We start from the raw sequence: 12830 nt of genomic DNA on the forward strand, positions 1-12830 counted from the left end.
TCAGCCAATAAATAAAAGCGCACGCAAAAGATAAGCGACGCTGGCGACAACGGCTGCGCCGGCGACCGCGAGAAGTACAAACCAAACCAGTTTGGATTTTACTGCATGGTTTTCTTTTTCGTCCTTGGACGGACCAACGGGTTTGAAAATATTAGCCATGATACCCTTCCCCGGATTGCACTTTCCCCCAAAAGAGCGAGTACACATAAACCGTATAGGCAAGGATGGTCGGCAATAATATGCCGCCGCCCACAAGCAGGAACCACAAGGATTTATCATGGGCTGCGGTTTCCCAAATGGTTTTTGCAAACGGGACGTTATAAGGGAATAGCGAGACCACAAACCCAAGATAGCCGGTCAGGAAAATGCCCGCCGCCAGCACAATCGGCAGCCAGTCTTTGGTGGTTTTGACCGTGAGTTGCCGCCACAAGACGAGAATGAGCGCCAGCCCCGCAAGCGGTATTGGCGATACGGTCAAAAATTTTCCGAACTCAATATTTGTCATGGAAACACCCCAGCGCGCCGTCACGCGCGGATCAATCGACAAGGTGGCGAGGCTGACAGCCGCCATGGCAAGGGCAACCCCGATCAGGGTTCGGCGCGCCCATTTTCGTGCGCCCTCGCGGGTTTCCCCTTCGGTTTTCAAGATGAGCCAACACGCGCCAAGCAGAACATAGCCAATTACCACTGATATTCCGACCATCACCGAAAATGGGGTGAGCCAATCAAACCCGCCGCCGGAATAGGCGCGGCCCGTGACCTCGATGCCTTGAATGAAAGCCCCGAGAATAACCCCTTGAGAGAATGCAGCGATAAGCGACCCGCCGAAAAAGGCGTTGTTCCAGAATTTTTTCGTCGGTTCGCGCACGGCCTTGTGCCGGAACTCAAATGCCACGCCGCGGAAAATCAATGCGGCCAGCATAATCAGAACAGGGATATAAAAGGCCGGAATGATAATCGCGTAAGCCAATGGAAACGCGGCGAATAATCCGCCGCCGCCAAGGATCAACCAGGTTTCATTTCCATCCCATACCGGTTCAATAGTTGCGGTCATCATCGACCGTTCGGCTTCGTCTTTGGCGAAGGCCGTCAGGATACCGATGCCGAGGTCAAACCCGTCAAGCAGGACATACATCATAACGGCAACGGCGATAAGAATGGCCCATATCAATGCAACATCCATGATACCTCTCCCTTATGATGCGCTCGGCGCGAGGCCAGTAGGTTTATCATCGTCGGTTTCAGCGGGGTCGTGAACAGAGCCGAGCGGCGTGCCCGGTGCACGTTTTTCGTCCTTAGGCGGACCAACGGGCTCATCATCAAAGCCGCGGGTAGCGATCCGGGCCATGTAAACAACGCCAGCGGTGAAAATGATGGCGTAGACGATCATGAAAACCAAAAGCGAAAATGCAACCTGACTTGCAGGCACGGGCGAGACACTATCGACCGTGCGCAGCACCCCATAAACCGTGTAGGGCTGGCGGCCTACTTCGGCGACGACCCATCCGGCGATCACTGCAACAAAACCAAGGGTACCACCGGGCACCGCGAGGTAATGGAACAACCCCGGTTTTGTGAGCTTTTTTGCTCGCCAAAGCCAAAGGCCCCAAAGGCCAATTGCCAACAAACCCAGTCCGGCCCCGACCATAATCCGGAATGCCCAGAACACGATAAAGACCGGCGGATGTTCAGACTCCGGAAATGCATCCAACCCTTTGAGCGGTTTTTCGCCGCCGACCACCACATCACCAAGGCCGGGAATCCCGATCTCGGCGATATTGCGCTGGTTCTCCTGATCAGGGAGCGCAAAAAGAATGGTCGGTTGACCCTCTTTGGTTTCCCACCAGCCTTCCATGGCCGCGACTTTTGCGGGTTGATAGTGGTGCGCGATTTCACCTGACCAATGACCGGCCCAAATCTGGAGCGGCATTAACACCGCGAGCGTCCCGGCGGCCATGCGCATTTGCCACCGGGTTGGCTCCGATATGCGTCCGCGTATGACCTGAATTGCGCCAGCGGCCATAATGACGGCAGCGGTCGTAATAAAGGCCGCAAGCATCATATGCACATATCTTGCGGGGAAGCTGGGATTGAAAATCACTTCCATCCAGCTTGTTACATAAAACCGATCATCCGGACCCAGCTCAAATCCCTGGGGGGTCTGCATCCAGCTATTGGCGGAGAGAATCCAGAACGCGGAAATCATCGTACCGATGGAAACGGCGAGCGTTGCGATGAAGTGAAGTCGATTACCAACGCGCTTCCACCCAAACAACATCACGCCAAGGAAGGTTGCCTCAAGGAAGAAGGCCGTCAGGACTTCGTAACCCAGAAGCGGCCCCATCACATTGCCGGTTTTATCAGAAAAAACAGACCAGTTAGAGCCGAATTGATAACTCATCACGACGCCGGACACGACGCCCATGGCAAAGGCGAGCGCAAAGATCTTCACCCAGTGGAGATAGAGCCGCAAAAACACATCGCGCTTGGTTTTAAGCCACAACCCCTCGCAAACGGCCAAAAACGCAGCCAGTCCGATCGTGAATGACGGGAACATGATGTGAAATGCAATAACGAACGCGAATTGCAAGCGTGACAGGATAAGCGCGTCTAGTTCCATAGGGCCCACCATTTTTTGCTGACTAGAAACTAATGAGTTTATTCGAATACTCAAAGCGCATGAGATGACGCAGCGGCGGCATGCCGCATCGCACAAGCCTTAGTACAATTTTGTCGCATCCCGGACGATCAGACAACAGCCAAATCGGTTCGTCGCATAAGAATGGGATTAATCGCGTAATGGCGACCGTTCACCGAATGGTGATTGAACGTCGAAACGCGGCGATCTAGGTTTATCGTATAGCTTCATCAGTACACGACACTCTTGGCCGGGGCGCACAGGAGGGGGGTGGATCTGTGTTGCAAAATGAAAAGGAGAGTCCGATGAGAAAAACAGCTAGTTTTGTTGCGTTGATTGGGTCGAGCACGCTTTTGCTAACCGGCATTGCACATGCTGATTATGCTTCGGTGCAAGAAAAATATGTGAGCGGAGCATTTTCCGAGGCCGATGATGATTGGCGCCGGATTATGATTAACCGCAATGATGCTTGCGGATCATACGGCAAGAATGGCACGCGCCGCATTGATGTGTTGATCGACGATTACGAAGCCCTCGGCAAAGCGATTTCGCAGGGCAATGAGGCAACCGCGACGAAAGCCGCCAAGGAGCTTGCATCATCAATCGAACGCAACCAGCGATTTAAATCCTGCTGGCGCAAGATTTCGCGCAAGAACGGAATTACAACATCCTTTACCGTCGCCCTTAAAAAACTATAGGGCAGCGATTGCTCGCCAATAAGTGATCTTGTTGGCGGCCTTTTTACTGCGATCGATGATTGCTGTCTTTGATGTCAGCGCGCATAAAAATAACAGGGCCCGGTCGGGCATTATTTTATGGAGCGCTGGCACATGACGATGAAACTTATCCATTTTCCAATGACCCGGAGTATCCGCGTTGCATGGGCAATTTATGAACTTGGCCTGGACGTGGAAATCGAGACGTGCCCCTTTGAGCGGGAGAAATTAAAAGAACCGGAATATCTGGCGCTGAACCCTGTTGGGAAAACACCGGTATTTCTGGAAGACGGGAAACCGATGCTCGAGTCGGTTGCGATCATCGAATATCTTTCCAATAAATATGCGGATGGACGTTTATCACGCGGACCGAAAGATAGTGACTATGCGGATTATCTTCAGTTTATGGAATTTGGTGAAGCGGGGATGGGCGCTTATATCGGGATGCTTGCCGGTCAGACCGCGATATTGCCGAAAGAGCAACGTATTGAGGCAATGAAAATCTGGTCGCAAAACGAGACCAAGAATTGCCTAAACTTTCTCGAAAAACATCTAACGGATCGGGAATATCTTCTTGATGAGTTTTCACTCGCAGACATCTCGGTCGGTTATGCGTTGTTCCTGATAAAAATTACGCGCAATGGCGAATTGATGGACGATGCGACCAAAGCCTATTTCGAGCGATTAACCGCGCGCGACGCATGGAAAAAAGTGTCGGCGCTGGAGCCTGCATAAAAGAAAACGGGCTGGCCAAAACGGAAGCCAGCCCGTGTGTTCTCCCCCCGGAAACAGAATTGAATTATTCGACGACCTCTGCGGGCGCGGCTTCAACCGGTGCCGCGTCGCAATTGCGGCCTTCATAAAGGCCGACCATGTAAATCCAGCGCTTCTCTGCGATCGCTTTACGCATGGCTTCCTTTTCTTTCTTCTTTTTGGAAGAGCGACCGAGCAATCCGCCCACTTGTCCCACGGCCCCGAGGGCTTTTCCGCCCGCGCCGCTAGAAATCATTGCCTGTTGCGCGAGCGAGGTGCCCATGCCGGCAAGCTGTTCCGCATCCATTAACCCGCTGGCGGGCGATCCGCCGAGCACGGTTTCCATACGGCCAGCTTCGGCGATAATCGCGTCACAGCTAAGGCGCGCATCACCCATTTTCATGGGCTGGGTAATTTCAATGTCGGATGCATCATCGCCTGCAAAAGCAGAAGCGCTAAACAGGGCTGTGGCAGCGGCGGTGGCAGTCAGTAGTTTTTTCATATGGAGTCCCCTCATTCGTTCGGTCACGACCCAGTCAATGCCGTGAACCGTGTGAAGTCATGACGTGCTGTGGGGATGGCGGCATCCCCCTTGCGGGGTATGCCGGTCAATTTGTGTGATAGAGACGTTAGAAAGGCAGGTTTAGCTGCCACGACACGCCATAGCGGTCATTTATCCACGCAAATCTTTTCGAAAAACCCCAATCCCGAAGGGGCATCAGGGTATCACCGCCTTCTGAGAGGGCGTCAAAGACATTCGATTGCTCTTCTTCGGAACTGCAATCGACAAAGATCGACAATGACGGCGTAAACGAAAAGTCGTGTTTCACCGGACTATCAAGCGCGATGAACCCTTGGTTACCGATTGAAAAATAGGCGCGTTTCACCGTGTTTTCTTTACCGGCCTCATCTTTTGACCAGTGTTCGATGCTTTTTAGTTTTGCATCCTTAAAAACCGAGACATAGAAATTTATGGCTTTTTCTGCGTCCTTTTCGAACATCAGAAAGGGCGTTACCTCCTGAACCATTTTTGGCTCCTTTTCTTTATTTAGGGATTATTGTTGGCCTCCTCCGCTGGTGGACCAGTAAATTCGGCATCGATGCGAAAGGTCACAAGATCTGCGACGCCCATTGTGCTGCCTTCTGGCGGCAATCCGGTGTCGAGCCCGAAATGGCTTCGGTTTATTTTACCCTCCGCGATAAAGCCAATGCGCGCATTCGGATCATAGGGGGGATAGCCGGCATAACCGCCTTTATAAGTCACGTCGAAGCTGAGCGGCACCGTCGTGCCGAGCATGGTCATATTGCCATCGACACGCGCGCTGTTCGGTCCCGTCGGGATGAGTTCATTCGAATGAAAAATAATCTCTGGATGGGTATCGGCATCAAACCAATCTACACCAAGCAGTTCTTCAAGAAACCCATCGGGCGGTGTCGGAATGTCTAGCGAGCTAACGTCGATGCTTGCACTGAGGGTCATGGTCTCGGGTGCGCTTGGGTCGAAATTGAGCGCCGCATCAAACCGGTCAAAACTCGCGGTGTAATGAGAAAAGCCCAGATGATCGACCCGGAAAACCAAGCTGGCATGGGATGGGTCAAGAACGTAAGCCCCTGATGGCGCGGTGATTTCTGCGGCGTTAGAGGGTGTTTTGGCGTCCGGCGCCGGGGCTGTCTCGGCCGAGCATCCGATGATCGAAAGCGCTATGAAAAGGGGTAAAACGCGCATGGATCAATCACCAACTTTTTGAATGCCGCATTGACCATCGCTCGGCGCGCGCCCGGCATCATCCAGTGCAATATGGGCGGCATACGGACGGTCGGTTGCGATTATATCGACGCCTTGCGCGGCAATTTCGGCATAACGATCTTCATCACCATCAGCCGCAATCGCCCGGTCAATCGAATCTCTTCCGCCGAGTGTGCCGAAAATAACCTCGACATCGCGGCTATTCAGTATGGAGAACAAACGCGGGCGCGGATCTTCGATGCCGGTAAAGCCGAGAATTCTGTCATCAGGAATGCCAGTCGCCACGGCGCGGTTAAGGTCGGATTGGGAATTCAAGCTAAGGGAGATCATCGCATTGGGCATGAGGCTATGGAGTTTGCGAGCTGAGGCCCGTGAATAGGCAATAAGAATGACGCGGTTTTCTGCGTTCTGGGCGATTATCTCTTTGGCGACATCTTCATATTTGGTGGTGCGCTTGAAATCGACCTGAATGATTGTGCGGCCCTCAGCCCATGCCAGCGCGTCAGCAAAGCGGGTTGGGGCAAAATTGGTGATCCGCCCGTCATTATCTTCGAGCTTTAATTTCTTTAGCTCTGCCCATGACAGGGCGTTTGTTTCGCCTTCGCCATTTGTGGTGCGCTCAAGCGTGTCATCATGCATGAGGTAAAGAACCCCGTCGCTTGATGTGGCCACGTCAATTTCCATGACGGCAGGGATTTTGGTCATGACCTCGGCCATGGTTTCGAGAGCATTTTCCGGAAATCCGGGAGTCGGTCCACCGCGATGGGCCGAGACCAAAGTGACCCCTTCGTTCTCCAGGCATTCAAAGAAGGCGTTGAGATCATTCCCGGCGGCGATCCGCCATCCCATGGATGAATTGAGCCGAGGTGTTTGTGTGTCTGTGTCAGTTACAGAGTCACTGCAAGCGACCAAGGCCAGGCTACTGGCGGCGAGAACCCATCTAAGCATCTGAATTTCTTCTCTTATGTTGTTAAAATGATTGAACCCGTGGTGGTACCACTTTCGAGGAGCCGGTGCGCTTCGGCGGCATTCGATAGGGCAATGCGGTGGCTTATTTTCGGGATGATCGCCCCTTGGGTAATCATCGCAAACAAGGTTGCGGCCATCGCGGGCAGATGATCGGGCGTCGCGTAGTGGAATAAGGTTGGCCGGGTCAGGGTCAGCGAACCGCGCCGGGCCAGCTCAAGCGGTTCAATCGCCGGGGGCGGCCCCGAAGCATTACCAAAGGTGACCATATGCCCGCGCGGGGCGAGACTATCGAGAGACGCGGTGAAGGTCGCAGCGCCAACGGAATCATAGGCGACCTGCACGCCCGCACCATTGGTCAGACGCCGTACTTCCTTGGCAATATCCGTATCTTTATCGCGGAGGATAATTTCGTCTGCGCCGCTCGCTTTGGCGATGGCTTTTTTGTCTTCGGAGCCAACGACGCCGATAATCCGTGCACCGATATTACGGGCCCACTGACAAAGGATCGTGCCGACACCGCCCGCTGCCGCGTGGACAAGGCATGTGTCTTGGGCTTTTAACTCATAGACCTGACGGAGCAGCATTTCGGTGGTGAGCCCTTTCAGGAAAAGTGAGGCCGCAACATCTTCGCCGATGCCATCGGGAATTTTTGCGGCGCTGCCGGCGCTGACATTCACATATTCCGCATAGGCACTATTACCGGTGAGGCAGGCAACACGGTCACCGACCGCAAGGCCCGTTACCCCGTCGCCGAGCGCATCAATGACTCCAGCAGATTCTGACCCCAGAATTGCGGGCATCGACAGCGGATATAGGCCACGCCGTTGATATATATCGATAAAATTGACGCCGATCGCGGTGTTTTTGACGCGGATTTCGCCGGGTCCAGGCGGCGGCAAATCATGATCGCGAAATTCAAGAACGTCAGCAGATCCGTTTTGGTCAATGAATATTGCTTTGCTCATAATATTCCCGTCTGGCTCAACTTCCGCACGTTTTGGCGAAGCCGGATTGACCATGGCTTGCTACGCGCTCATCTTACGCAGGACTTTACATGGTGGGGCGGCGTTATGCGACACTTTCTGGTGGTTTTCGTAGCGACCTTGGGTTTGACCGGGTGCGCGACCGAAATCATGAGCGAAAAAGAATGTCTGGCGGGGAACTGGTCAGCGGCAGGGTTTGAAGACGGGTCAAAAGGCCTGCTCGCGCGCACCTTTGATGAGCGCGCTGCGAGATGTAGCGAATTTGGTGCGCCTGCCGATCGCGGAACCTATATGGAGGCGCGGGAATCCGCGCTTTATCAACTTTGCACCGATGAAGGCGGCTATCGCTTTGGCCGTGCCGGGTCGAGTTATCTCGGGGTTTGTCGTCCATCGCGAGAGGCAGATTTCCTGAACGGCTATATTTCAGGCCGACGGATTTATACCTATGAGCGATCGCGCGATGCGGCCCAGCGTGAATATGACGAGGCGGTCAATACGCTGGAGCGTCATCGGGACGAGGTGCGTCGCTGGCGCGCGGCATTGCGCGATGATGATTTAACGCCCGAGGAGCGGAATAAAGCGCGCAAAAATCTCGATTATCACCGTGAGCAAATCCCTTATGCGGAGCGGCGGGCGGACAATACGCTTTATGAGCTGGGCCGCGCGGATGAAGCCTTATCAACGGCGCTTCGGGGCAGTGACGCGTGGGAGCGTACCAATGAGTTTCTGGAAGCGCGTGACCGGTTGATGGAAGTGCATGATTTTGCGCGTGCTGAACCGAGTATCGATCATTGTACGGATCAACTGCCTTATTACCAGCCAATGTGTTATCTGAGTTTTGGGACCCGGCTGACTGACAGCCGAACCGGGGCCATGTGCGCCCAGGGGCCGGGGGAAGCGCGCTCGGGTCGGCGTTCGATCGAACGCGATGCCCAAGACGGTGAAGTCACTGGTTTTACACAGTTTTTCGACTTTTATAGCGTTGATGAAAGGGGCCGTGCATCGCGTCAGCCGGTTGGCGCGTTTCAGGTATTCTTTGATGAACGCGGAGCCTATGAAGGCGTCGCGTGTTCGTTTTTACGCTAAGCTGTCAACAGCGGTCGATCCGCGCTAAACAAGTCATCAGCAAGGAGGCCCTATGAAATTTACAATCAATATTGATTGCACACCGGCAGAAGCGCGCGCATTTTTTGGTATGCCGGACGTTGAGCCGATGAATAAAATGATCGTCGATGAGATGACACGGCGCGCGAAAGACAATCTAGATACGCTCGCTGATCCGGAACGGTTCATGGCGCAATGGATGCAGATGTCCGGCAAGAGCATGGAGCAATTCCAGAACCTGATGGGCTCTGCCATGGGGGCCGCGCCGAAGAAGAAATAGATCAATCGGTTTTCGGTTTTGCAGGAAACGCCGTCACAATGGCAAGCCCGACCATCAACATGATCGCGCCGAAAAGCTGAACCGCGCTGACATTTTCGCCAACAACGAAGATGGCCAAGACCCAAGCCGTTAGCGGTTCGGCGAGGGCGAGGGTCACCGCGGTCGATGCGGTGACGTGATTAAGCCCCCATGTATAAAGTACATAAGAGACCCCGGTGGAAACGACACCAAGGAACAGAAGCGGCAGCCAGACAGTGCCGCCGGTCATCCACGCAACGGGCAGGAACAGAAAAACCGGCAGGACAAAAAGACTGGCGATCGAAAAGGTCGCGGCGGCGGTGGTAACAGATGGCGCGCGCGGGCCGATCTGGCTGGTGATGACGGAATAGGCTGCATAGGCCGCACCGGCGAGGGCCGCAAAACCAAATCCAACCACCGACCCGGAACCAGCACCGCCCGCCAGCACCAATAAAAGGGCACCGCTAATTGAAATCGTCTGGCCGATGATCCGCGTTAAATGCGGAAATTGTCTTTTGATGACAATCTCATAGAGCGTCACCCAGATCGGCGCGCTGCCCACGGTAATAGCCGTTCCAATCCCGACCCCAGAATTAAGCACGCCAATAAAGAAGGCGATATTATAAACCGCGATCCCAAGACCAGCGAGGAGGATCGGGCGCAAGGGCAATAGGCGAAAGCTGTTGCGGGTTTTTGCGCTCAGCATTGCAAGCATGATCAGCGTCAACGCACCAATAATAATGCGCATGGCACCGACGATGATCGGCTCTTTGCCCTCGGGGAGTAGGGTCTGAATGGTGCCGGTCGTGCCCCAAAGTATGGCGGCGGCAATGACGGCGATTATTCCGATGGAACGAGCGGCAGGCATGGAGGACTCCGGGGGGCGGGACTTTCAGGGCGCTTTGCCGTTTTCTTGATGGAAGTGTCAATCGCGAAGGCCTGTGGCATTTATACAGAAAGGCCTGACAGGACCGCGCTCTTGATGATAAGAGGCGCAGATATTGGTGATGGGTTTTAGATGATGGCCGGTAAAGGCGATACAATTTTTGCGAAAGCGTCCGGTGCCGGGAAAGCCGGGGTATCGGTCTATCGTCTGTCGGGACCGGCGGCGCACGCGATCTCCGCGCAATTAGTTGGTAGACAGATTAAATTACGCGAGGCCGCATTGGTGGCATTACGCGACCCGAAAGATGGCGCAATTATCGATCGCGGTTTGGCCATACTTTTTGAAAACCCGAAAAGTTTTACCGGCGAAGACGTTGCGGAATTCCATCTTCATGGCAGTCACGCAGTCGAAATTTCGCTCTATGAGGTGCTCTCGCGGCTCGGGGCGCGGCCTGCGGAAGCGGGCGAGTTCACCCTCCGAGCGCTCAAGAATGGCAAGCTCGATTTGGCCCAGGCAGAGGCGCTTGCAGATCTTATCGATGCCGAAACGACCCTTCAGAAGAAACAGGCATTGGGCCAGCTAGACGGGCGTTTATCGGCGGTGGCCGAAGACTGGCGGCGGGAGATTTTGGCGGTCATGGCCCCGCTCGAAGCGGATATTGACTTCCCCGATGAGGGCGATGTTCCGGCGGCGATTGCCGCGGCGGCAGGTCCGGCGATTGCGCGCCTTCGAGAGTCGTTGATTGCATTTCTCGATACATCAGGACGTGCACGGACGATTAGGGAAGGCGTGTCGATTGCGATTATCGGTCCGCCCAATGCGGGCAAGTCATCCCTTGTGAACGCCCTCGCCGGTTCGGAGATCGCAATCGTTTCAGACATCGCCGGCACGACGCGAGACATTGTCGAAACGCGGCTTGATCTTGGCGGCGTGGTGGCGGCCATCGCCGATACGGCGGGTCTGCATGGTGCGCAACATGATGTCATCGAAGCGGAAGGCATGCGCCGGGCGCGGGCGCGCGCAGAGGGGGCTGACCTGCGTGTCGCCGTCCTCGATCCACGCAGCGAATTTGTTTCACGTGAAACACTCGACCTCCTTCGGCCCGGTGACTTTCTGATCTGGTCGAAGGCGGATCTGAGTGCGGGCATACCGGATGAGGCCCCGGAAGGGGTCATTGTCCATCAATTGTCATCGAAATCCGGTGCGGGCCTACCGGCATTTGTCGAAAAGCTGACCGAGGCGGTGGCCGGTGGCGCAAATGCCGATGGCCCTGCCCTCACCCGCGCGCGGCATGTCAAAGCGGTGGAAGAAGCGATTGATGCCCTCGCCCGGGCTGAGGCCAATATTACGCGCGCGCCGGAATTGGCCGCCGAAGATGCTCGACTTGCGGCCCGCGCGCTGGGCCAGATCACGGGCGCGGTAGGCGTTGAAGACATATTGGGCGAGATCTTTTCGAGCTTTTGCATTGGCAAGTAAAACTTGTATAGCAATACTTTTTAATTTTACGAATACTTGTATTAGTAATGTAAAAACCATACTAGGGAGGTTCTTGTTATGGCTAAGTGTGGGCATTGTGGCGGTATTGGCAGTAATATTGAAACAGTAGCACCTAGCGGCGCATCATATAAACAGTGCGCTATCTGTTGTTCCAGATGCAACGCGATCCTAGGTATTACTGGCTATTATGACGCTGGTGCTCTTGTTAAAAATCAAGAAGATCAAATTAAATCACTTAAGCGTGACGTAGATCAAATTACCTATCAACTTAGGAAAATAGAGACAGCTCTGATAAGAAAACAGTAGTCACTTTGCCAGTTCGCAAATGACTAGGGTTTATATTTTCTCTGATGAAGCCGGTGACTTCGTTTTTCGGAGTAATGGTCGTGCCAGTAAATATTTCATTGTTTGTACCATCGCTTTGGCTGACTGCGAAGTTGGTAACAAATTGCTCGAATTGAGACGGGACATGGTTTATCGCGGGCTGCCCGCGAAAGACTGGTTTCATGCGACCGAGGATAAACAAATTGTTCGAAGTGAGGTTTATGACTTAATTTCACGGTATGAGTTTAAGATTGATGCTACTATTCTTGAAAAATCAAAAGCACAACCTCAGACGCGCGTTAATGAAGCGAGATTTTATCAGTATGCTTGGTATTATCATTTGAAAAACCAAGGCGCGGAAATCTTTGACGGAAAAACCGAAGCTCTAATTACGGCCGCCGCTATTGGCACAAAAAAAGGACAAGCGGTCTATACAAGTGCGGTAAATGACGTATTGCAACAAACCATTCACCGGCAACATTGGGCGACTACATTTCCAAAATCTGCAGCTGAACCTTGTCTCCAAGTAGTGGACTACTGCGCATGGGCTATACAACGAAAATGGGAACGTGGGGACGTTCGTAGCTATAACCTAATAGCCGACAAAATTCGGCGTGAGTATGATTTGTTTGAGAGAGGAAGAGTACATTACTACTGAAATGCAGTGTGGCCCGCAACTTGGCTATCCGGTTAGGGAAGCGCCCGAGGGGTCTTATCACCAAGCAAGGGCCACGGCTCATAAGTACGCCTGTTTAATATAATTTCAAGTTAAATTTCACAAATACAGCGCTATTTGGTCTCGGCCATATTATCTACGAGATCCAATGGTTTTCTGGCTCTCGAATTTAGACTTAAAATCATAAACACCATTAATTACAATGGGGTATGATTTTCTATCCACCCCCTTTTTAACGC

The 12830-nt window shown here is 53.5% G+C and carries 15 protein-coding genes; 6 read left to right on the plus strand and 9 right to left on the minus strand.

Translation table 11 applies throughout. From position 1 onward, the window contains the following. From ABFZ83_RS11965 to ABFZ83_RS11975, 3 genes are read right to left on the minus strand one after another with little or no spacing between them, the layout of a single operon-like run. On the minus strand, positions 1 to 159 hold the full coding sequence (locus ABFZ83_RS11965; protein WP_411816783.1) for a hypothetical protein: 159 nt from the start codon (positions 157 to 159) through the stop codon (positions 1 to 3). Then, positions 152 to 1183 carry a cytochrome d ubiquinol oxidase subunit II gene (cydB, locus tag ABFZ83_RS11970; RefSeq protein WP_411816784.1) on the minus strand — a complete coding sequence of 344 codons (1032 nt, stop codon included), beginning with the start codon at positions 1181 to 1183 and terminating at the stop codon, positions 152 to 154. The genes ABFZ83_RS11965 and cydB overlap by 8 nt, the downstream gene beginning before the upstream one ends. A 12-nt stretch (positions 1184 to 1195) precedes the next feature. Next, positions 1196 to 2620 carry a cytochrome ubiquinol oxidase subunit I gene (locus ABFZ83_RS11975; RefSeq protein WP_411816785.1) on the minus strand — a complete coding sequence of 475 codons (1425 nt, stop codon included), beginning with the start codon at positions 2618 to 2620 and terminating at the stop codon, positions 1196 to 1198. A gap of 323 nt (positions 2621 to 2943) precedes the next feature. Here ABFZ83_RS11975 and ABFZ83_RS11980 point away from each other — a divergent pair, with 323 nt between their 5' ends. After that, positions 2944 to 3336 carry a hypothetical protein gene (locus tag ABFZ83_RS11980; RefSeq protein ID WP_411816786.1) on the plus strand — a complete coding sequence of 131 codons (393 nt, stop codon included), beginning with the start codon at positions 2944 to 2946 and terminating at the stop codon, positions 3334 to 3336. Positions 3337 to 3468: 132 nt separating this feature from the next. Then, on the plus strand, positions 3469 to 4089 hold the full coding sequence (locus ABFZ83_RS11985) for a glutathione S-transferase family protein (RefSeq protein ID WP_411816787.1): 621 nt from the start codon (positions 3469 to 3471) through the stop codon (positions 4087 to 4089). A 64-nt stretch (positions 4090 to 4153) separates the two neighbouring features. Here the strand turns inward: ABFZ83_RS11985 and ABFZ83_RS11990 are convergent, their stop codons facing one another. The 5 genes from ABFZ83_RS11990 to ABFZ83_RS12010 form a co-directional block, all read right to left on the minus strand. Next, on the minus strand, positions 4154 to 4609 hold the full coding sequence (locus ABFZ83_RS11990; protein ID WP_411816788.1) for a hypothetical protein: 456 nt from the start codon (positions 4607 to 4609) through the stop codon (positions 4154 to 4156). 127 nt (positions 4610 to 4736) lie between these two features. Beyond that, positions 4737 to 5135, minus strand: a complete 399-nt coding sequence (locus ABFZ83_RS11995) for a VOC family protein (protein WP_411816789.1) — start codon at positions 5133 to 5135, stop codon at positions 4737 to 4739. Between the two features lie 20 nt (positions 5136 to 5155). Beyond that, positions 5156 to 5833, minus strand: coding sequence for a YceI family protein (locus ABFZ83_RS12000; RefSeq protein WP_411816790.1), 678 nt, complete (start codon positions 5831 to 5833; stop codon positions 5156 to 5158). A 3-nt stretch (positions 5834 to 5836) separates the two neighbouring features. Then, positions 5837 to 6802, minus strand: coding sequence for a glycerophosphodiester phosphodiesterase family protein (locus tag ABFZ83_RS12005; RefSeq protein ID WP_411816791.1), 966 nt, complete (start codon positions 6800 to 6802; stop codon positions 5837 to 5839). A 14-nt stretch (positions 6803 to 6816) separates the two neighbouring features. Next, complete coding sequence (locus ABFZ83_RS12010) at positions 6817 to 7788, minus strand: quinone oxidoreductase family protein (protein WP_411816792.1); 972 nt, start codon at positions 7786 to 7788, stop codon at positions 6817 to 6819. A 105-nt stretch (positions 7789 to 7893) separates the two neighbouring features. Here ABFZ83_RS12010 and ABFZ83_RS12015 point away from each other — a divergent pair, with 105 nt between their 5' ends. Together ABFZ83_RS12015 and ABFZ83_RS12020 are read left to right on the plus strand one after the other, a co-directional pair. Next, on the plus strand, positions 7894 to 8892 hold the full coding sequence (locus ABFZ83_RS12015; protein ID WP_411816793.1) for a DUF2799 domain-containing protein: 999 nt from the start codon (positions 7894 to 7896) through the stop codon (positions 8890 to 8892). A 52-nt stretch (positions 8893 to 8944) separates the two neighbouring features. Further along, positions 8945 to 9190 (plus strand): DUF6489 family protein, encoded by a 246-nt coding sequence (locus tag ABFZ83_RS12020; RefSeq protein ID WP_411816794.1) that lies wholly within the window; start codon positions 8945 to 8947, stop codon positions 9188 to 9190. A gap of 1 nt (position 9191) precedes the next feature. Here the strand turns inward: ABFZ83_RS12020 and ABFZ83_RS12025 are convergent, their stop codons facing one another. Further along, positions 9192 to 10076, minus strand: coding sequence for a DMT family transporter (locus ABFZ83_RS12025; protein ID WP_411816795.1), 885 nt, complete (start codon positions 10074 to 10076; stop codon positions 9192 to 9194). A 150-nt stretch (positions 10077 to 10226) separates the two neighbouring features. Here ABFZ83_RS12025 and mnmE point away from each other — a divergent pair, with 150 nt between their 5' ends. Beyond that, positions 10227 to 11570 (plus strand): tRNA uridine-5-carboxymethylaminomethyl(34) synthesis GTPase MnmE, encoded by a 1344-nt coding sequence (gene mnmE, locus ABFZ83_RS12030; RefSeq protein ID WP_411816796.1) that lies wholly within the window; start codon positions 10227 to 10229, stop codon positions 11568 to 11570. Between the two features lie 346 nt (positions 11571 to 11916). Further along, a complete protein-coding gene (locus ABFZ83_RS12035; RefSeq protein ID WP_411816797.1) occupies positions 11917 to 12573 on the plus strand; it encodes a DUF3800 domain-containing protein in 657 nt (218 codons plus the stop codon). Positions 12574 to 12830: the final 257 nt, after the last annotated feature.

The sequence above is a fragment of the Hyphococcus formosus genome, from assembly GCF_046736345.1.
Classification (GTDB): domain Bacteria; phylum Pseudomonadota; class Alphaproteobacteria; order Caulobacterales; family Parvularculaceae; genus Hyphococcus; species Hyphococcus formosus.